A 21,316-nucleotide genomic window follows, 5' to 3' on the forward strand; every position below is an offset into this window, starting at 1 on the left:
TAAGTTATCGTGTGTAACATATAAATTCTTATATTTTAAAAAAAGGAAACAAAACCGGCGGAAGCTGCCTGGTTTTGTTTCCTTTTCATGATTACGTATTGCGCTTACTATGGTGCAAAGATTCATTATCGGTTTATTCAATAATATATAAATGTACATACTGATAACCGAAATCGGCTACAAAGCTCTGGCTGCCCGGAATAAAGATATCGATCCGGTTGCCCTTGATCGCACTCCCCATATCCGTCGCTGTCGCTACGAAGGCTTGCTTCGGAAGGCCCGGATGGGTATACCCGGTCACGAGCACCTTCGTTCCCAGCGGAATCACGCTCGGGTCAACGGCGATGGTTCCGAGCTTCAGCGCATTGCCGAAATAATCGACCGCTCCCCACTTGCCATTCTCGCTGGCTGCCGAGGAATAGGCGGAAGCTTTGACCTGCAGCACTTTGGCATAATTAAATTCTTTGCCCCAGGCTTGAACTGTGTTGGTTGCCGGCTGCACACTCAGGGCTTGAACTTCTGCTGCGTCCACAGCTTCTACTGAAGCTGCTGCAGTATTGGCTACTGCCACAGTCTTTGCTTGAACATCACCCGGAATGGTGAATTTCAGCCCGGGATAGATATTTAGCGCTGAAATCTGCGGGTTCGCATTCATAAGCTCATCAACGCTTATGCCATAATGATTGGATAGAGTATAATAGGTAGTAGTATCTCCAGCGATATGTACGCTGTCGGCTTGAACGGGAGCTACGTGAAGCAAGGTGCCGAGTCCCAGTACGGCCGCCAGGGCGGTGATGGCTCTGATCTTGAGTTTCATGAATTGCCTCCTTCAATGGTGACGCCAGGTTTGTAAACTAACAGTAATGAATATATCACAACTTTGTAACCATTGGCTATGTTTTTGTGGCAATTGGAAATAATTATCCTAAATAAAGCGTTATCACGAATGTAAATATTACATATTCTTAATCATTATTAAGGGACCCGGTATAAATATGCCATGTTTCCTGAATATTCGCAAAAATTTTACACAGTTTTAACATTTCTCACTCAAGCAAATAGTAGAATGAAAGAATACGATATCTTAACTAGACATTGAAGCAACCTTGGAGGGTCCATGAACGTGAATACAGATGAGAAAAAAATCAACACCATCAGTCCTGCAACAGCCTATCTTAACCGTGACCTCAGCTGGATCGAGTTCAACCGCCGGGTGCTCGGCGAGGCACAGGACCCGGAGAACCCGCTGATTGAGCGGGCTAAATTCCTGGCCATCGTGTCCAGTAATCTGGATGAGTTCATCAGTGTCCGGGTAGCCGGCATCCAGGATCAGATCCGGGCGGGATATACCAAAAAAGATTTCACCGGCTACACGCCCTCCGGCCTCTATAAACGCCTCAGCAAACGGGTCACCAAAATCGTCGCCGACCAGTATCGCACCTTCAAGGATATTTCACGCAGCCTGCATAAAGAGGGCATTGTGTTCGTTGATTATGAAGACTTAACACCGGCACAGGAGCAGTCGATTGAGGAATACTACCGTGATATTATTTTCCCTGTGCTGACTCCAATGGCAGTCGACCAGAGCCGTCCGTTCCCGCTGGTCCACAGCCAGTTCATCTATCTGGCTGTCGTACTGACACGCAAGAACAGCCAGGAGGAAGAACCTTACTTCGCCATTCTGCAGATTCCGTCCAATCTGCCGCGCTGCATTCCCTTGCCGCACCGCGCGAACAGCAAGAAACGGCAATTCGTATTCATTGAAGATGTGATCCGCCATCATATTCAGACCTTGTTCAGCGGTTATGATCCGGTAGCCGTCAGTGAATTCCGCCTGACCCGCAACTCTGACCTGACGATAGATGAAGAAGGCGCAGAAGACCTGCTGGAGGAGATTGAGAAAGAGCTCCGCAAACGCCGCCGCGGTGTGCCTGCCCGTCTGGAAGTCCAGAAAGGCATCCATCCGTATGCGCTGGAGCAGCTGCAGGCTGAATTCGAGCTGGAGGACTTCGTCTTCGAAATCGAAGGCCCGCTTGATCTCGGCTTCTTGCGCAGCTTCACCAGCAGTCTGAAGGGCTTCAGCTATCTGCTCTATCCGCCTGTTGAGCCGATGTATCCGGCGGAATTCGATGAGAATGAAGATTTCTTCGAGGTGCTGAGCCAGCGTGATGTGCTGGTCTATCATCCGTATGAATCCTTCGATGCGATGACGGATTTCATTATCCAGGCCTCCGAGGATGAGCAGGTGATGGCGATCAAAATGACACTGTACCGGGTCAGCGGCAATTCTCCGCTGATTACTGCGCTCGCCAATGCAGCCGAGTCCGGCAAGCAGGTTACGGTGGTCGTGGAGCTGAAGGCCCGCTTCGATGAGGAACGCAACATCGCCTGGGCGCGTAAGCTGGAGCAGTCCGGCTGCCACGTGGTCTACGGTCTCGTCGGCCTCAAGACCCATGCGAAGGTAACGCTGATCGTCCGCCAGGAAGGCTCGGAGCTGCGCCGCTATGTTCATGTGGGAACAGGCAATTACAATGACAGCACGGCCAAGGCCTATACCGACCTTAGCCTGTTCACCGCCAATCACGAGATTGGCCTGGATGCGTCCGAGCTGTTCAATCAGATGACAGGCTACTCTGCCAACTACAATTGGAACTCCTTCATCGTAGCACCGACTAACATGAGCCTGTCGCTCCAGAAGCTGATTCTGCGTGAGGCAGAACATGCTGCCGCAGGCCGGCCTGCACGGATTATCGCCAAGATGAACTCCCTGTCGAACCAGGAGGTTATTGATTATCTGTACAGCGCAGCCCAGGCGGGAGTGTCCATCGACCTGATCGTCCGGGGAGTCTGCTGCCTGCGTCCGGGAATTGAAGGCCTCAGTGAGCGCATTACGGTACGCAGCATAGTGGACCGCTTCCTGGAGCACTCACGTATCTATTATTTCGAGAACGGCGGCGATCCCGAGGTCTACCTGTCCAGTGCCGACTGGATGACGCGTAACCTGACCCGGCGGATCGAGCTGATGTGTCCGGTCAAGGATAGCGGTATCCGCGATCAGATTGTCAAAATTCTGGAGCTGTCGCTGATGGACAATATCAAATCCAGCTTCCTTCAGCCAAACGGATATTATGAACGGATCGACGACAAAAAGGCCCCGCTCCGGAGCCAGTTCGCCGCTATGGATGTTACCCGCTGGAAGGGAAGCCGAGCTTTACCTTCACCGACCAAGCATTCCTGAAGGTTTTGAGCGCATTCTCAATGTCCTCCAGGCCAATTAGCACCTGTCCGCCCTGAAGCTCCAGATCCAGCGTATGATTATGCAGACGGGACTTCAGCCCGCTGACAATGCCGATCTCGGTGCTGTCCAGCGCGATGCTTAACTGCACTAATGTACCCAGCTTATGAATCCATTCCTCGTCGGAAGGCAGCAAAATGTCCTTATGCATCAGGGATAATTTCTGCTTCCGGCTTTTTGTGCTGTAAGAAGCGATGTACGCGCTAAGAATCAGCTGGCGGTGCGTCAGTCCGCGGATGGGTGAATTCATGAGCCAGTAGTGGGTGTGCCGCTTAGATTGATAATAGTTAATGTTGGAGCCTGTCCGGTGCAGCATAATCGCCACATAGACCAGCATCTCCTGCTCCTCCCGGTCCCCTTCCCGCTCAAAGGCCCCCAGCAGGCTCAGCGCCAGCTTGTTGATATGGTCGAGATGCCGCTTAGAGGTACGGATATCGAAGCGGATAATCGTATCCAGGCTGTATTCCAGCGCGCTGTCACGCACCGGCTGCTCGGGCTCCAGCAGATCATGCAGCATGCCCTCACGCAGGCCTTCCCCGCTGATCAGCGCCTGGCTGGCACCAATGTAATGATAGACGGTATGGAAAATAATCAGCCCGGACACGATGATATCCGCCCGGCTTTTGGACAGCCCGTCCAGGTCCTTACGCTTCTCAAAGGGGGTAACAGGCAGAACCTCCATGAACCGTTCGATCGTCTCGTTCTCCAGAACATAGCCATGGGAATTAGGCAGCGAATAATCGCGGTTCCGCTGATCGAGCTTCGCCAGTGAGCGAAGTGTTCCTCCCAGCCCGTATAGCGGAAGTCCGGTGCCCGTCGATAGCCAGTCATGCTCCACCAGCCTGCCGGTTACGTATAATTGCAGCTTGCGGATCTGCTCCGCATTCCAGTTGCCGCCCTGGCTGAACATCTGATTCGTGTTGACCGCACCGAACGGGAACGAGATACTCTGCTGATAACGCCGTCCTCGAAATAAGGTAACCTCGGTACTCCCTCCGCCGATATCAATCACGAAGCCGTCCTGGACGTCAAAAGCATTGATCACCCCAAGGAAGCCGAAATACGCCTCCTGATATCCGCTGACCACTTCAATCGGAATAGACGAACCCTCGGACAGATAGCTGATGATCTCCGCAGAGTTAGCTGCATTACGGATGGCGGCGGTGGCGCCTGCACGGATTCTCTCTACTTCAAAATCATCGCAAATCTCCTTGAACTGCTGAAGAACAGGTATGATTGTATTCATATCCTTCTTCTCCAGCCGGCCTTCCTTCGTAATCTTCTCGCTCAAACGGGCAGAGTACTTACATTCCTTGATGATTTTGTAGCCGCCTGCCTGTGTCGTGTCATAAATTACAAGTCGTATGGAGTTGGAACCAATATCAATAATGCCGATCCGGCAAAGATCATCTCTCATCTGTATGTACTCCTTTTCAAGTAGATTGATCATTTGTATACTATATCAAACATTGTACACTCCGCCAAAATAAAATAACCCCATGCGGTGGGGTTATTAGCCGGCCTTCTATAATACCTTGCTGAGAAAATCACGCGTGCGGGCATGCTTGGGATGACCGAACACCTCTGCCGGTGTCCCTTGCTCCACAACCACTCCGCCGTCCATGAACAGGATACGGTCCCCCACTTCACGGGCGAAGCCCATTTCGTGCGTTACAATCACCATAGTCATGCCGTTCACTGCCAGTTGCTTCATAACCTCCAGCACTTCACCGACCATCTCCGGGTCCAGCGCCGAGGTTGGCTCATCAAACAGCATAACATGCGGCTGCATAGCCAGCGCCCGGGCGATTGCGATCCGTTGCTTCTGTCCGCCGGAGAGCTGGGCCGGATAAGCATCGCGCTTGTCCTCAAGGCCTACCGTACGCAGCAGCTCCATCGCGAACTTCTCTGCTTCTGCAGCCTGCTGCTTCTTCACCTTGAGCGGGGCGAGCATAATGTTCTGCAGCACCGATTTGTGCGGGAACAGGTTGAACTGCTGGAACACCATGCCCATTTTCTCGCGGGTCACGTTGATGTCATGGCGCTTCGCGGTAATGGATTGACCCTCGAAGCTGATCTCGCCGCCCGTAGGCTGCTCCAGCAGGTTCAGACAGCGCAGAAAGGTGCTTTTGCCCGATCCGCTGGGGCCGATGACGACAACGACCTCGCCCTTGTGAATATTCAGATCAATGCCCTTCAGGATCTCCAGCTTCCCAAAGCTCTTCCGCAGGTTCTTAACCTCGATCATCCGTGTTCAGCCTCCGTTCCAATATACCCAGCAGCTTGGATAGTATGAATGTCAGTACGAAATACATGATGGCAATAATAACATAGGGTGTTAGGCCCTCATACGTAATCGTTGTAATGGTCTTCGCCTGAAAGAACAGGTCTGCAACCCCGATCATAGACACGATTGAAGATTCTTTGATGATGGTAATAAATTCATTGCCGATGGCCGGCAGCACATTCTTAATCGCCTGTGGCAGCACGATATAGCGCAGCGTCATCCCCTGCTTCATTCCGAGTGAACGCGCCGCTTCAACCTGACCGCGGTCCACCCCTTGAATCCCGGCGCGGAAAATCTCCGCCAGATAAGCAGAACTGTTGATGGTTAATGTAATCGCACCGGACTGGATCGGCGTAAACTCAAGTCCAAGCTCCGTTAACCCGTAGTGAATCAGAAACAGCTGCACCAGCATCGGCGTCCCGCGTAAGAATTCGACCCATGCGGTGGCGATAAAGCGCAGAATTCTCCATTTGGACATCCGCAGGAGCGACACCAGGATGCCGAGTACGAAACCGAAGAATACCCCCAGTACTGCAAGCAGCAGTGTGTACTGCAGACCGGATAAGAATAAATTGCGGTACTCATAAGCCATATCGAATAGATTCATTGCCCTCAGACCCTCCTCTTCTCAAAAAAATAGAAAACGGCGGATCACCGCCATTTTCTGCATGGTAGAGCATGATCCCGCAGCCAGCTGCGGGCCTATCCTTGATCTCTGCTAACCGTATATGCGGTTCGCGTGTTATTTGCTCTCAGCAAGCTCGCTTGCTGCCGCTACGAATTCATCAATCTTGCCTTCGGAGTTCAGGCGTCCGAGTGTCTTATTCACTTGATCGAGCAGCTCGGTGTTGCCCTTCTTCACGCCGATGACATAACCGTCATCTTCAACCTCCGGCTTGGCATCGGTGATCACGAGGCCCTTGACGTTCTTCACAAAGGACTTGGCCACAGGTCCTTCCATGATGGAAGCATCCACCCGGTTCGACTGCAGCTGCAGGACGATTTCGGAGATTTTGCTGAGGGAGGTCAGCTGTGCGCCTTCGATGCCCTTAGCGATACCCTCCTGAATGGAACCGGTCTGAATTCCGATCTTGGCGCCCTTCAGTGCGTCCATGGTAGCGAATTTGTCCTTATCGGCTTCACGCACTACGACAGCCTGCTCTGCCTTATAGTAGATGTCCGAAAGGCCTACGGCTTCAGCGCGTTCCGGCGTGGGGCTAAGTCCCGAAATGACCATATCGATCCGGCCGCTTGCCAGCTCATTCAGCAAAGAGTCGAACGGAAGATCCTTAATCTCCAGCTCCTGGCCCAGATCAGCGGCGATCTCCTTGGCAATCTCGATATCGAAACCAACAATCGTATCATTGCCTTCAACCATCTTGTGGAATTCATATGGAGGAAAGTCTGCGCTTGTGCCCATAATCAGCTTCTTAGCCGGCGCTTCTGTGCTTGCAGCACCGCCATTCCCGCTTGCTGCGGTATTGTTCTTATCGTTATTGGAGCCGCATCCGGCTAGCAGTCCTGCTGCCAGCAGCAGTCCCATAGAAAGTTTACCCCATTTGTTCATTTGTCCCGTCTCCCCTATTCTATTTATGTTCTCTCTACTGTTCCGTCTCATTGACCGATTTATTATAAATCACTTCGCATGAATATGCAAAGACAATTTTGTGACAAAAACCTGTTACGGCGACAAAAAAATGCACATCCTATGGAGGTGGTATATAATACTACCTACTATAGATTATCTCCAATTGCCTCATGAATCATTACAGTTTCCACCCAACTTACAGGAGGTGCTACTATGCTGCTTGAAGCGATGTACCATGTTCCCCGTGACAAATGGGCTTATGCCTATGATACTGAAACGATTCATCTGCGTGTGCGCACCAAACGTGATGATGTGGACTATGTAGTCGCCCTTACCGGCGACAAGTACGATTGGCAGCATACTTCTTATGACATCATCATGGAGAAGGCCGCCTCCGATGACAAATTCGACTACTGGGAAGCGGCGGTCCGGCCCAAGTATAAGCGGCTTAGCTATACTTTTCGCGTGAGTAAAGGTATGGAGACGGTCTATCTGCTCGATAATGGTATCCGCTCCGAATGCCCGCCCGCTCCAAATCACTTCTACGAATTCCCCTATATCCACGGGATCGACTTGTTCCGGGTTCCTCCCTGGGCAAAGGATGCGGTGTTCTACCAGATCATGACCGAGCGGTTCGCGAATGGCAATCCCCTGATTAATCCGGAAGGCACGCAGCCCTGGGGCGGTAAGCCCGAGCTGAATAATTTCTTCGGCGGCGACCTTCAAGGCGTGCTGGATCATCTGGATGATCTGCAGGAGCTGGGCGTCAATGCCCTCTACTTCACCCCGCTGTTCGTCTCCTCTTCCAATCATAAATATGACATCGTGGATTACCGGAGAGTCGACCCGCATTTCGGCGATAATGAGCTGCTGAAGCAGGTCGTCGAGGAATGCCACAGACGGGGCCTGCGCGTCATGCTTGACGCCGTATTCAACCATTGCAGCGATCAGTTCCCGCCCTTCCAGGATGTTCTGGCCAAGGGGGAGTACTCGCTCTACCGGGATTGGTTTCATGTGAACTCTTTTCCGGCTGAGATTGTGGACGGCATTCCCACCTATGACACGTTCGGCTTCTACGGCAATATGCCGAAGTTCAACACTGCCAATCATGAAGTAAAATCTTACCTGCTGGAGGTAGCCGAATACTGGATTAAGGAGATCAAGGTGGACGGCTGGCGGCTGGATGTGGCCAACGAGGTGGACCATCACTTCTGGCGCGATTTCCGCAAGGTGGTCAAAGCCGCGAACCCGGATGCCTACATCGTCGGCGAGGTGTGGAGCGACTCCTTAACCTGGCTGCTCGGCGACCAGTTCGATTCGGTGATGAACTATCCCTTCTCGGGGACGGTGCTGGAATTCTTCAATGGCGGGATGGACGGCATCACCTTCGGTCACCGGATCGGCGGCCTGCTCATGCGTTATCCGCAGCAGACGAACGAGGTGGTCTTCAATCTGCTCGGCAGTCACGACACCCCCCGCCTGCTCACCGTGCTTGGTGAAGATAAACGGAAGCTGAAGCTGACGGTCGTCTTCCTGTTCACCTTCATGGGCACTCCCTGCATCTATTACGGCGATGAGATTGGCCTGACCGGCAACGAGGACCCGGATTGCCGCAAATGTATGGAATGGGATCAGGGCAAGCAGGACCGCGAGCTGTATGACTTTTACCGGATGATGATTAGTTTGCGCAAGGAGCATAAAGTCCTCCGCGAAGGCCGCTTCCGGATTCTTCAGTCCTGCGAGCACGACCCGTGCATCGTCTATGAGCGCGCCGATGAGCTGATCCACTTCACGGTCTGGATGAACAATTCGCCGCAGCCCCGCACGCTCAGCCACCCGATGGAGACCAGTGACTGGCTGGATGCACTTACGGGTGAGGCGGTCGTTCCAGAACGCGGGATGATGAACGTGGCGCTTGAGCCGTACGAGTACCGGATTCTGTTCCGGCATATTGTGGAGGAGGCATCTAATGATTGAACGCGAGCAGCAGATCAGACAATATTTCGATTCATGGATTAACAAGGACAACTCTATATTAAGTACCATCTTCGATCCCAACATTGTGTATACCGAAAGCTACGGCCCTCAGTATCGGGGATTTGACACCCTGTTGTTGTGGTTCGAGGACTGGAATACGCGTGGTACGGTATTGAACTGGACGATCAAGCAATTCATCCATCAGGGCCATATGACTGTGGTGGAATGGTACTTTAAGTGTGAGTATGATGCAGTGACCGATGCTTTTGACGGGGTCTCCTTAATCGAATTTAATCCCGGAAACCAGATCGTGAGTCTAAAAGAATTTCAATCGAAAATACCGCATTCTTATCCTTATACCTGACTTGAATTTTCTTATTTCTTTAATGCTACTTGTTTAGTTGGAAAAACGCATCTTAATTTAGCCAATTTTCATGGTTAGAGGCAATTAGTTGGATAAACGTCATCTCTTTTCGCTGAATTCCTTAATATGAGGAAGTTTGGGCTAATTAAGTGCCATTTTTCCATTTGCTGCTGAGGATGTGTTTTTCCTTCCGTTAACAAGTGCCTGAAATACACCTATTCCCTCCAGCTAATCGGCACAAATCCCCCTGGTAATTATGGTTCCTCGTATCCAGTGAACCAAGTGCAACAGAAAAAGGCATCCCTTAGTCCATGATGAACTGAGGGGTGCCTTTTCCATCCTGATCCTGCTATTTCCTATTCCGCTGGAGCGGCCGTAATGTTGTTATAAATATCAATGTACTGCTGTGCGGATACGTTCCAGCTGTAGTCGCCGGAGAATGCGTTTTTGGCTACCTTTTTCCAGTGCTCGGGCTTATGGTAGAACGATACGGCGCGGCGGAGCGTATGCATCATATCGTGGGCGTTATAATCCTGGAAGGTGTAGCCATTTCCCTCCCCAGTATATTCATTGTATGCCTGTACGGTATCGTTCAGCCCGCCTGTCTCACGAACCACCGGAATGCTGCCGTAACGGAGCGCCAGAAGCTGGCTGATGCCGCAAGGCTCAAATTTGGACGGCATCAGGAAAATGTCGCTGGCGGCGTAGATTTTGCGGGATAAGGCATCACTGAAAGTAATCTGTGACGACAGCTTAGTCGGGTAACGCCACTGCGCCTCGCGGAACCAGCGTTCGTATACCTCATCCCCCGTCCCCAGCAGCACGAACTGAATATCATCGTAGTATAGCAGCTCGTCCAGCACACGGGTCAGCAGATCCAGTCCTTTGGAATCCACCAGACGCGTGACCATAGCTATCATTGGAATGTAAGGAGCCACCGGCAATCCCAGCTCCTGTTGGAGTCCCAGCTTGTTCTCGGCTTTTTTGGCCAGGTTGGACCGGTACTTGGTGAAGATTGCCGTATCACTGGACGGATTATAGCTCTTGGTATCAATTCCGTTCACAATGCCGCTCAGCGCATCAGAACGCGAAGTCAGGAGGCCATCGAGACCATAGCCGTAGTATGGGGTCCGAATCTCATCGGCATAGGTCGGGCTAACGGTAGTGACATGATCACTGTAGACAATCCCGCCCTTCATATAATTCACATTCCCGTAATACTCCACGCCCAGGAAATAGCTGTCATCCAGACCCAGCAGCTCACCCAGCACCGTATACGGAAAGACTCCCTGGTACAGGAGATTATGTATGGTGAATACCGTACGCATCTCACTGTAGAACGGATTATGCCGGTAGTGCGCCTGCAGCAGCAGAGGAACAACCGCAGCATGCCAGTCATGGCAATGGATCACATCCGGCTGGAAGCTAATCGCCGGCAGGCATTCCAGTACCGCCCGGTTGAAGTACGCGAAGCGCTCGCCGTCATCCATATAGCCATAAATCCCGTCACGGCCGAAGTAATACTCATTGTCAACGAAATAGACGGGAATCCCTTCAAACACGACCTTTTCAATCCCGCAATACTGATTGCGCCAGCCAATCGGAACCTCCAGCGTAGCGACAGGCTCCATCAGTGAGGAATACTTCTCAGGAATTCCTTTGTATTTGGGCAAAATCACCCGGACATCGACCCCGGCCGCCTTGAGGGCCTTCGGCAAAGCGCCGATGACATCGGCCAGTCCGCCTGTTTTGATAAATGGATGGGCTTCCGCCGCGGCAAATAGTACTTTCATTCCATCTCCCCCTTATTTAATTGCTTATTCGGACAATTCCTGCCTTTAAACGGTCTTGCGGCCTGACTTCTTAAGCACCAAGAAGCTAAGCGGCGGCAGGGTCAGCTCTATACTATTCACCTGATTATGCCACTCGGTCTTGGTGCTCTTCAGCGGCTCATTATGGAAGCCCGATCCGCCGTATTCGTTGCTCTCCGAGCTGAATAATTCCTCATATACGCCCGGACGCGGCACGCCGATACGGTAATGGCGGCGCTCCTCCGGCTGGAAGTTGATGATAATCAGCAGCGTGTCCACCGGGCGTTTGCCTCTGCGGATATAGGATACGATACTCTGCCCGCTATCGTCAGCATCAATCCACTGGTAGCCAGCCATGTCATGGTCCAGCTCCCACAGCGATTTTTCGGCAAGGTATAGCTGATTCAGCGCAGCCGTATAGGCCTGCATCCGCCGGTGGCTCTCATAATCCAGCAGCAGCCAGTCAAGCTGCTCCTGATCCTTCCATTCAATGAATTGTCCGAACTCTCCGCCCATGAACAGCAGCTTCTTGCCCGGATGGCTGATCTGATATCCGAGAAGCTGGCGCAGACCGGCGAATTTCTGCTCATAGGACCCGGGCATTTTGTCCAGCAGCGACTTCTTGCCGTGCACTACCTCATCATGTGACAGCGGCAACGTATAGTTCTCGGCATAAGCATAGCATATCGGGAAGGTCAACAAATTATGATGATACGGGCGTGATCCGAAATCCCGTTCTATGTAGCCCAAGGTGTCATTCATCCAGCCCATATTCCATTTGTAGTTGAAGCCCAAGCCGCCTTCATGCACCGGTGAGGTTACGCCCGGCCAGGCACTGGATTCTTCCGCCATCATGAGCGCCTTCGGATAATACTGGAAAATCGTCTGGTTGAGCTGCTGAATGAACCGGATGGCTTCCAGATTCTCCAGCCCTCCATGCTCATTCGTCCGGTACTGATGGTGTTCCTTCTCGAAATCAAGCCGCAACATACTCGTAACCGCATCCACACGCATGCCGTCAATATGATACTTCTCGAACCAGAACAAGGCATTGGAGATTAGGAACGATGAGATTTCCGGCTTGCTGAAGTCAAAGGACAAGGTGCCCCAGCCCGGCTTCTCCGCCAGCATCGGATCGGCATATTCATACAGCGGCGAACCGTCGAACAAGCGCAGACCATGGGCATCCTTCGCAAAATGGGCTGGGACCCAGTCCAGAATGACCCCAATGCCTGCCTGATGCAGCTGATCAATCAGGTACATCAGATCCTGCGGCTCTCCGAAACGGCTGGTAGCAGCAAAATAACCGGTTCCCTGGTAGCCCCAGGACAGATCATAAGGATGTTCAGCCAGCGGCATGAACTCCACATGGGTATAGCTCATTTCACTCAGGTAGGGAATCAGCAGGCTGCTGATCTCCCGATAAGTATAGAGTTCGCCGTCTTCCTTTTGCCGCCAGGTGCCCAAATGCATTTCATAAATGTTCATGGGTGCCTGATACGGACCTTTACTCTTCCGCCGCCATGCGGCATCCCCCCATTTGTAGCCGTCCAGATTGGCCACAACGGATGCCGTTGCCGGACGCACTTCAGCGTGGAAGGCATAGGGGTCTGCTTTGAGGAAGCTTGTACCATCTGTTCCTGTAATCCTGTATTTGTAAAAAGTTCCCGGCTCCATTCCCGGGAAAAAACGACTCCAAAATCCTGAATCGGGTATCTTATATAACGTATCCAGATCAGATGTTCCATCCCAGCTGTTATGATCTCCCGCCAGTCCTACATATGCCGCATGAGGAGCCCACACGGTAAAACGAACGCCGGCCTGCCCTTCTTGGACGGCAATGTGCGCGCCAAGCATCGTATAGCTGCGATAATTCGTGCCCTCATGGAACAGATAAATATCTTCAGCGGACGGGAGGTTTTCTGTTTTTGGTAAATCGGCCAAATCATCACCACCTTAGGATATATGATGCACCTATTACATTACCCGAATATATAGATTTTGAAAATGATTTTGAGAGAAGTCCGGGCAATTTCTGAATATTGAAAATAAACATGTAATTTTTCCACAGATACAGCAATATAATTCACCTATGTCGTTTCAAGCGCTTGTTCTGAGTGTATATTACAAGCATTGACAAAAAAATGGGAGGGATAACACATGAGTAAGAAAGAATGTATCGCCATGCTCCTGGCGGGCGGGGAAGGCCGCAGATTGGCCCCCTTGACTTCCAGTATGGCTAAGCCTGCAGTCCCTTTCGGCGGACAGTACCGGATTATTGATTTTCCCCTCAGCAACTGTGTGAATTCCAAGATTGATACCATCGGAGTACTGACACAGTATGAAGCAGAATCCTTGCATCAGCATATCGGTGAAGGCGAGCCCTGGGGGCTGCATAGCCGCAGTGACCGGGGTGTAAGGCTGCTCCCTTCAGGTGTTGAAGGCAGAGACAGCTATACAGGCACCGCCGATGCTATTTATAAGAATATTGAATATATAGACAGTCAGAACCCGGAGCATGTACTTATCCTGTCGGGAGACCATATCTACCACATGGATTACCGCAAAATGCTCGATTATCACATCGCCAAGTCTGCGAAGGCAACGATATCGGTTATGGAGGTTCCTTGGGATGAAGCGAGCCGCTTCGGCGTGATGAACGTGGATGAAGATTTCAAGATCTCCGAATTTGCCGAAAAACCACAAGCTCCGAAGAGCAACCTGGCGTCTATGGGCATCTATCTGTTCGAGTGGTCCTACTTGAAGGCTCATTTACTGCAGGATGCAACGAATATGGAGTCCGGTCATGATTTCGGTAAGGATGTTATTCCGTCCATGCTGGATGCGAGCGATGAACTGTTCGCTTACCGCTTCGAAGGTTACTGGAGAGATGTTGGTACCGTTGGCAGCCTCTGGGAAGCTCATATGGATCTTCTGCAAGAGGATGGCTTCCAGCTAGATAACTCCCGCTGGCCGATGTACAGCCGGGCACAACGCACCAAGCTGGCTGCGATCAGACCCCGCACTCAATCTGCTTCAGCAAATTGCCTGATTCATGAAACCTGCCAGCTCGAAGGCAGCCCGCAGCGTTCGGTCATCTTCAGCGGTGTGGAGATCGGCAAGCAGAGCAGAATCAAGCAGAGCGTGGTAATGCCGGGTGCCCGCATTGGACGCGGTGTTCTGATTGAACACGCCATTATCGGTGAAGGTGCTGTGATCAAGGACGGCGCTGTAATCAAAGGCAGTGCAGACAACATCGTGGTTGTCGGCCCGCATGAGATTGTAGCTGCTAAGCCGCTGGTACGTACTCAGCCTGCCCGCTTGCTTCAGGAGGTCTATGAGAAGGCCGGCCGTTTGCGCGCGGAAGGAATGCCTTCATAATCAAAAGTTCAGCCCTAAGGGCTGCTACATACAAAGGGATACAGCTCCGGTCCGCCCGGACGATAGCTGTATCCCTTTTGTATCTTGCTATGAAGTTAACTGTGGGTTGCCGGGTCGGGTATTCCCTTGCTGGCTGTCATCCAGAGGTAGAATGACGGTAACCTGAGTACCCTTGCCCAGCTCGCTGTCCATTTCCAGCTTGCCGTTATGAAGCTCCACGATCTGCTGGGAGATCGCTAGCCCGAGGCCCGTTCCCCCGTTAAGGGCATCGACCTGGAAGAAGCGGTCCCGCACTCTGGACAGATGCGTTTCACTGATTCCAATACCACTGTCACGAACAGTAACAGCCATCTCGATACCGGATAAACGCTCCGCCGACAGCACAATACTGGAATCCTCCGGCGAGAACTTCACCGCATTATCCACCAGATTGAGGAAGACCTGCTTGAGGCGGTTGGCATCCCCCTTGATGAAGATCGTCTCCTCGCATTCCAGCAGCAGATGAATCCGTTTCTTCTCGGCCTTCGCCCAGATATTGAGCAGCGTCTCCTGCAGCAGAACCTTAATATCCACCTGCCCCATCGACAGCTTCATTTCATTCTGCTGAAGCTTCGAGAAGTCGAGGATTTCTTCCACCAGCCCAATCAGCCTGTCACTCTCTCTGGAGATAATTCCGACCCCAAGCTTAGTCTCTTCAGGGTCATAGCCCCCGGAGACCAGCGTCTCGCTCCAACCCTTGATGCTGGTCAGCGGAGTACGCAGCTCATGAGAGATTGAGGAGATGAAATCATCCTTGATCTGATTGCTGCGGACAATCTCGTCCGCCATATAGTTGAGCGTTGAAGCGAGTCCGCCGATCTCGTACCGGTAATCGCCTTTGATCCGGGTCGTGAACTTGCCCTTCGCCATTTGCGCCGATACGGCCGTAATATTATTCAGCGGTCGCACAATCGAATTGGCGAGCCCGAAGCTCAGCAACAGCACGATGGTGAGGACTGCCACCCCGATGCCCAGGGAGAGCAAGGTCAGATTAAGCAGATCTTTATTAATACCTTCCATCGAGGACAGATACCGCAGGACATAAGAATCATGAGTGTTGATCCGCACCATCTTGGATACGGCCATGACACTTTCATTCGTGCCGGCCTGCCGCCCCACCCAGCGTCCTATACTACCGCCCACCGCCTCTGGGACATCACTGGTGGTGATGGTCCGGTCCGGCTGAAACCCGGTCGAGCTGGTGATAATATCTCCTTTAAGAGTCAGGACCTCAAGCTCTGTATTTTCCAGATTGAACAATTCGAGTAAACCCTGCAACTGGTTCGCCGATGCGCCGTTTAAGTTACCATATTTAACCATACTTTCAGCTGCACTAATCTGTGTAGTGATCTTGGTGTAGATGCTGTCGTAATAATAGGTGCGGATCGCCAGCAGAAAGGTTGTCTCAACCAGGAGAAGCGCTACAAAGACTACAAGAATATAGTGCAGTACGATCTGTCTGCGCATCCCCTTCTTGATCATTGTACCTGGCCTTTCCATTTATAGCCGTGTCCCCACACTGTCTGCAGATATTCAGGCTCCGATGGATTATTCTCGATTTTTTGGCGCAAGCGACGGATATTGACGTCAACGATCTTAGGGTCGCCCATATATTCCTTGCCCCAGACATGATCGAGCAGGGAATCACGGCTGAGCGGCGTATTCTCCTTCTCCAGGAAGAATTGCACCAGTGAGAACTCTGTTGGGGTAAGCTCAATGGCTTCCCCGCTCCGCTTGAACTGCTTGGAGATCAGATCCAGGGTGAACGGACCCGACTGGAACGATACCTTGGCTGACTGCTCGCGGTGAACATTGACCCGGCGCAGCAGCGACTGGATACGGGCGATCAGCTCAGTGGGACTGAACGGCTTGCTGACATGGTCATCTGCTCCCACCGACAGCGCATAAACTTTATCCTGCTCCTGTACTTTGGCCGTCAAGAAAATAATCCCCAGCCGTTCATTGGTCTCCCGGATACGTCTGCATACCTCAAAGCCGTCGATTCCAGGTACCATTACATCCAAGAGGGCGATATCAATGTCATGGATAGTAGTCAGCTTATGCAGCGCCTCATGGCCATCCGCCGCCTCCAGCACCTCAAAACCGTTGCGCTTCAGATTAATCACAATAAAACTGCGGATGGACTCTTCATCCTCCAGAATTAATACTTTACTCATTGATTCCCTTCCTTTCAATAGTGGATTGGATTCGCCCATCCCCTCCTCCGATTGTATTCTGTTCCAGTCCTCCCCGGTACCCGATCATTTTATCCAGATCGCGTCCGAGCAGCTTCCAGCCGTTGTTCTTCACATTGTCCCATTCCGCAGGCGAGAAGAATGTTACTTCGGCGACCGTCTCTCCGGTATCCGTCATTATGAATTTGAGCGATTTGTTCTGAACCGACTTCGTGTCCACGGTCACACGCTCCTGCCATTCGGGGGCAAAATTGATGGTGAACCGGTCCAGTGGATCATTATAGAGCTGGGTACTGAAGGTCAGGCCGTCTTTCCCGTCCCATTTGTAATAAGAATTGAAATACGGAATGGTCTCCGGGTCGAAATACTCCCAGCCCTTGGGGGGAACCAGCATGCCAATCTCAATAATTCCGTCCGAATCAATATCCTCGCTGACAATTTTGCGGTCCTTGAAGGTTAGGTCATTCCCTGGAATAGCGACACGCAGCTTGTTATTTTCCATTACAACCACTGTTGTATACGCTGAGTGAGAATCCACGGCTGAATCCAGTACAATCCCTTCTTTGTTCGCAGCAACTTTTCCTGAGACAATATTGTAATAGCTATTGAAATAAGGGTCTAAGTCGTCCAATTGATCCAGCACCTTGAAGCTGTCATTGTACTGGTAGGTTGTTATTGTAGCGAATTCATTGCGCTTGAAGTATACCACGGTAATATCCGCAATCCCGTCTTCATTCAGATCATCGATGATATATTTAGTATATGGCTTGGTTAGAATCTCTTCCAGCACTCCCCCGGAATAACTGTAGACAACCATACCTTTCACACCCTTATCTTCGGTGCGGGAATACCCGGCAATAATGTTGAGCTTACCGTCACCAGTAACATCCTGAAGATCTACAGAATCCAGAATGTTGCCAACACCATCGAACGTAAGCTTCTTGACCCAGGCATCCCCCTGCTTCTCCAGAATCATCCCGTGATTAACTACGGCTTCATTCTTCGTCTGGTAGAACACAAGCGTCTCCATCACGCCATCCCGGTCCAGGTCCTCCGTAAAAATAGAGCTGTTATCATCATTGGCCGGACGGGTCAAGGTACCATCCAGCGCCTTCAAGGAAGAGTTAATCGCTGCCATCAGCGAAGCCTTGTCCGCAGGCAGCTGGGGCACCCTCATCTGGGATACAGGATCGCTGATGAAGGTGCAGCCGGGCAGGGCAAACAGCGACAGGGCGGCTGCGGCAAGTCCTCCCAGGACACGCATACGCATATTCAACTTCATTTACGCTCTCCTTACTGAACGCCTTGTCTTACTTCACAGGTGCAGCCGCTCCTGTGAGGTCAGCCGGCGTCCTTTGACATCATGCTTGATTCTTCCGTCCTCCAGCACCCACAGACGGCTGGCGTAACGCTCGGCCAGCTCAATCGGCAGCACCGTAAGCACGGTAAGTCCTGTCTCCTTGCACAGATTGCGGAGGGTCTCCAGCACATTATCCGCAGTCTTGGGGTCAAGGCCCGTCACCGGCTCATCCGCCAGGATGACCTTGGCGCCATGGACCAATGCCCGGGCAATGGCTACACGCTGACGTTCACCGCCGCTGAGCTGGCCGGACTTCAGCTTGGCCTTGTCCAGCAATCCAAGCAGATCAAGCTGGTCCATCGCCCCCATATAATCATCTGAGCGGACCATGCCTGTAGCCATCCGCCACAGCGGCGTCTGGGAGGCCTGTCCAATCAGCACATTCTTGAGTGCAGTGCGGTTCGGATTCAGCTCCGCATTCTGCTCCAGATAGGCCCATTCCCGGCGGATTTTAGATTTTCCGGCGAAGGGGCTCTTCATAATATCCTGCCCATCTACCCTGAAATTCCCTCTGTCCCACTTCTCACGCAGGGCAAGGCAGCGCAGCAGTGTTGATTTCCCGCTGCCGCTGGCTCCCAACAGCGCTACAAATTCTCCCGGTTCTAACTGAAATCCGATATCCTGAAGCACCGGTGTTTTATCTTCCCCGACCGCTTTGGCCAAATGTTCAACTGTAATCATAGGTCAGCCTCTCCTGTCTTCGACTCTACTCTATAGTGTACTCTGAAAGCGGGATCAAATTCCATGCGAGCATTCGTTCTTATTCTACCTTATATCATCTTCCGTGGCGAGAACAATAACCCTGCCAGCCCAAATACAATGTACAGACCGCCCATCACGGCAAACACACTGCCTCCCCAGCCGAATTGCAGCAGCAGCCCGCCGATGCCCGGCCCCGCTATACTTCCCAGACTATAATGGAAGGAAGCGACTACATTGGCAGCGGGAAGAAGCTTACGCGGCAAAATATCGGCGGCATAGCTTAATCCTAGTGAGAAAAAGGAGCCGACAAGTCCCCCGGCCACCATCAGCACCAGCAGGGTGAGCAGGAAATGGTCGCCGGTAAGCGGAAGCAGTGTGAAGGCCAGGCCTCCTCCTGTCCCCGCAGCAATCAGGATGGCCTTGCGGCCAAAGCGGTCGCTCCATATGCCGAGCGGCAGCTGGAGCACCAGGCCTCCGATGCCTGCAAAAGGCAGCAAAGCAGCAATCTGGTCTGCACTGAACCCGGTGCGCAGCCCGTATACCGGGAAGCTGCTGTTCAGGCTGGCTTCCATATAGCCGTATAGCAGCGCTGGAATCAGCGCATACCAAGCAAGCCGGTAGCTCCGGCCGAACCTGCTAGCCTGGCCTTCGTTATGATCCATAGCTTCCGGCCGCGAGTCAGGCAGCTTGAAGCCGACAATCAGCAGGACGATTACGAACAGCAGAGCTGTAATCAGGAACGGTGCGGGCTGCCCGAACCGCAGCAGGCTGATGCCAAGTGGACCGAGGCTAAAGCCCAGTCCATAGGACATCCCGTAGAGTGACAGGTTCCGTCCACGGTGCTCCGCTGGTGTCATGAGCAGCACCCATAGCTGCGCAGCGTAATTAACCGCCGAATCGCCGATCCCGACAAGCACGCGGAGCACGAACCAGACCTTCACGCCGGTAAGGAGCGGGAACAGCAGCAGTGATACCAGAACCAGCGCGAGACCGGCGGCGATCAGCTTCTTGAAGCCGATGGCACCAAGCACCCGTTCCGCAATCAGAGTCATGGCAAATGAGCCTACATACAAGGCAGCCGCGTTAAGTCCGTTCAACGAGGACGATACGCCTTCCTGCTCAAGCAGAATGGATAAGACCGGCAGCAGCATCCCCTGGCTAAGCCCTGCCAGAATAATCACGGCAATCAAAATCGAATAATTCATTCTACCGCTCTGTCCAAGCGGCATCGGTGTAGAATCTGACACAAGTAAATCCTCCTATGTAATTCATTGATGTGCGGAATCTGATGTCCATACGGCAAACACCGAACATTATAGTAGACAACCCTCTTCAAAACAAGAGATAATATATAGAAGTGTCTGATTTTCTGGAGGTGACCCGGCTTAAATGAAGTATGAACTGAACATTGATGTTTCCCCCGTATACGAACTGCTGGACAGTTTCATGTTATATGTAACCAAGAAATGGACCTCCAATCTGGACATCGGCACCGACTGGATCCGGGATGTGGACGGCCGCTTCACCCCCGCGCAGCTGGCTGCACTGAAACAGGCCGCCGAGTGGCCGTTCGAAGATTATGATGTACTCTATGCCTGGGCTTACAGCCGGGGCGAGGCATCCAAGGTGCTGCAGTTCCTGGCTGAGCTGGAGAACTCTTCACTTGAGGATTGCCTCCGGCGGACCGAGCCGTTCTTCCATAACTTCACGGCCGGGGAATGCGCGCGGATCAAGAACGGGTACACGCCTCTTTTGCGGATATGGTATGAGCATTATTTCCGCCATGTGGAGCATACCCTGCTGCCGCTGCTGATTGAAGACGCTTCTGAGAAAAAAATGCTGGAGAGCAAAATGGATATGGTCCCGCTAATCGAATACGCTTCCGGCGGAATTGTCATTGAGGACATTCCCGGGCTGGAGACGATCGTGCTGCTGCCTACCGTGCATAACCGGCCGATCAACACGTATTGCTTCTTTAAGAATCTGATGCTGGTGCAATATCCGGTAGATGTCCCTTCAGACAATGAGGAGGAGCCGCCCACAGTGCTGCTTCGTTTAACACAGGCTCTCTCTGACTCCACCCGGCTGAGACTGCTGCGCTTCGTGGCGAACGAACCGAAGACGCTGTGGGAGATGCAGTCCGAACTGAGCCTGTCCAGGGAGATGCTGATGCATCATCTGCTTAGTCTGCGGGTCGCAGGGCTGCTGCGGGTCCATCTGCGTGGTGAAGGTACCGAACGCTACAGCATACGCCCGGACGGGGCCTCGGAGCTCCAGATGTTTCTGGAGTCCTATATCCGTATCTAACAGACCAACT

General features: G+C 52.2%; 17 protein-coding genes. 5 read left to right on the plus strand and 12 right to left on the minus strand.

Annotated features, from left to right (window positions below):
* Nucleotides 1-133 precede the first annotated feature (133 nt).
* Nucleotides 134-817 (minus strand): 3D domain-containing protein, encoded by a 684-nt coding sequence (locus tag NYE24_RS05285; protein ID WP_342478242.1) that lies wholly within the window; start codon nt 815-817, stop codon nt 134-136.
* Between the two features lie 300 nt (nt 818-1,117).
* Here NYE24_RS05285 and ppk1 point away from each other — a divergent pair, with 300 nt between their 5' ends.
* Nucleotides 1,118-3,238, plus strand: a complete 2,121-nt coding sequence (gene ppk1 / locus NYE24_RS05290; protein ID WP_036695423.1) for a polyphosphate kinase 1 — start codon at nt 1,118-1,120, stop codon at nt 3,236-3,238.
* On the opposite strand, the gene NYE24_RS05295 is transcribed toward ppk1, so the two are convergent.
* The 4 genes from NYE24_RS05295 to NYE24_RS05310 all read right to left on the minus strand — a co-directional run bounded on the left by NYE24_RS05295 (nt 3,186) and on the right by NYE24_RS05310 (nt 7,149).
* Complete coding sequence (locus tag NYE24_RS05295) at nt 3,186-4,712, minus strand: Ppx/GppA phosphatase family protein (RefSeq protein ID WP_342478243.1); 1,527 nt, start codon at nt 4,710-4,712, stop codon at nt 3,186-3,188. The genes ppk1 and NYE24_RS05295 overlap by 53 nt on opposite strands.
* Before the next feature lie 108 nt (nt 4,713-4,820).
* Complete coding sequence (locus tag NYE24_RS05300) at nt 4,821-5,543, minus strand: amino acid ABC transporter ATP-binding protein (protein ID WP_036695425.1); 723 nt, start codon at nt 5,541-5,543, stop codon at nt 4,821-4,823.
* Complete coding sequence (locus NYE24_RS05305; protein WP_036695426.1) at nt 5,530-6,189, minus strand: amino acid ABC transporter permease; 660 nt, start codon at nt 6,187-6,189, stop codon at nt 5,530-5,532. Before NYE24_RS05305 ends, NYE24_RS05300 begins: the two co-directional genes overlap by 14 nt.
* 135 nt (nt 6,190-6,324) lie before the next feature.
* On the minus strand, nt 6,325-7,149 hold the full coding sequence (locus NYE24_RS05310; protein ID WP_036695427.1) for a transporter substrate-binding domain-containing protein: 825 nt from the start codon (nt 7,147-7,149) through the stop codon (nt 6,325-6,327).
* 234 nt (nt 7,150-7,383) lie between these two features.
* Here NYE24_RS05310 and NYE24_RS05315 point away from each other — a divergent pair, with 234 nt between their 5' ends.
* The gene (locus tag NYE24_RS05315; RefSeq protein ID WP_342478244.1) at nt 7,384-9,147 is read left to right on the plus strand and encodes an alpha-glycosidase; all 1,764 of its coding nucleotides are present in this window, start codon (nt 7,384-7,386) and stop codon (nt 9,145-9,147) included.
* On the plus strand, nt 9,140-9,511 hold the full coding sequence (locus NYE24_RS05320; protein WP_051493553.1) for a nuclear transport factor 2 family protein: 372 nt from the start codon (nt 9,140-9,142) through the stop codon (nt 9,509-9,511). Before NYE24_RS05315 ends, NYE24_RS05320 begins: the two co-directional genes overlap by 8 nt.
* 356 nt (nt 9,512-9,867) lie before the next feature.
* On the opposite strand, the gene glgA is transcribed toward NYE24_RS05320, so the two are convergent.
* A complete protein-coding gene (gene glgA, locus NYE24_RS05325) occupies nt 9,868-11,304 on the minus strand; it encodes a glycogen synthase GlgA (RefSeq protein ID WP_342478245.1) in 1,437 nt (478 codons plus the stop codon).
* 45 nt (nt 11,305-11,349) lie between these two features.
* On the minus strand, nt 11,350-13,266 hold the full coding sequence (gene glgB / locus NYE24_RS05330) for a 1,4-alpha-glucan branching protein GlgB (RefSeq protein WP_036695430.1): 1,917 nt from the start codon (nt 13,264-13,266) through the stop codon (nt 11,350-11,352).
* Nucleotides 13,267-13,482: 216 nt separating this feature from the next.
* On the opposite strand from glgB, the gene NYE24_RS05335 reads away from it, so the two are divergent.
* Entirely contained in the window at nt 13,483-14,703 is a 1,221-nt protein-coding gene (locus tag NYE24_RS05335) for a glucose-1-phosphate adenylyltransferase (protein WP_342478246.1), read from the plus strand.
* A gap of 87 nt (nt 14,704-14,790) precedes the next feature.
* Here NYE24_RS05335 and NYE24_RS05340 read toward each other — a convergent pair whose 3' ends face one another.
* The 5 genes from NYE24_RS05340 to NYE24_RS05360 all read right to left on the minus strand — a co-directional run bounded on the left by NYE24_RS05340 (nt 14,791) and on the right by NYE24_RS05360 (nt 20,228).
* Nucleotides 14,791-16,224: a HAMP domain-containing sensor histidine kinase gene (locus NYE24_RS05340; protein WP_342478247.1), complete on the minus strand. Its 1,434-nt coding sequence runs from the start codon at nt 16,222-16,224 to the stop codon at nt 14,791-14,793.
* Nucleotides 16,221-16,919, minus strand: a complete 699-nt coding sequence (locus tag NYE24_RS05345) for a response regulator transcription factor (RefSeq protein WP_036695433.1) — start codon at nt 16,917-16,919, stop codon at nt 16,221-16,223. The genes NYE24_RS05340 and NYE24_RS05345 overlap by 4 nt, the downstream gene beginning before the upstream one ends.
* Nucleotides 16,912-18,219: a hypothetical protein gene (locus tag NYE24_RS05350; protein WP_179090463.1), complete on the minus strand. Its 1,308-nt coding sequence runs from the start codon at nt 18,217-18,219 to the stop codon at nt 16,912-16,914. The genes NYE24_RS05345 and NYE24_RS05350 overlap by 8 nt, the downstream gene beginning before the upstream one ends.
* Before the next feature lie 33 nt (nt 18,220-18,252).
* Nucleotides 18,253-18,978: an ATP-binding cassette domain-containing protein gene (locus NYE24_RS05355; RefSeq protein WP_342478248.1), complete on the minus strand. Its 726-nt coding sequence runs from the start codon at nt 18,976-18,978 to the stop codon at nt 18,253-18,255.
* Nucleotides 18,979-19,067: 89 nt separating this feature from the next.
* Nucleotides 19,068-20,228: an MFS transporter gene (locus NYE24_RS05360; protein ID WP_036695508.1), complete on the minus strand. Its 1,161-nt coding sequence runs from the start codon at nt 20,226-20,228 to the stop codon at nt 19,068-19,070.
* A 160-nt stretch (nt 20,229-20,388) separates the two neighbouring features.
* Here NYE24_RS05360 and NYE24_RS05365 point away from each other — a divergent pair, with 160 nt between their 5' ends.
* Complete coding sequence (locus NYE24_RS05365) at nt 20,389-21,306, plus strand: helix-turn-helix transcriptional regulator (protein WP_036695435.1); 918 nt, start codon at nt 20,389-20,391, stop codon at nt 21,304-21,306.
* Nucleotides 21,307-21,316: the final 10 nt, after the last annotated feature.

The organism is Paenibacillus sp. FSL H7-0350 (genome assembly GCF_038593195.1).
GTDB lineage: Bacteria > Bacillota > Bacilli > Paenibacillales > Paenibacillaceae > Paenibacillus_AQ.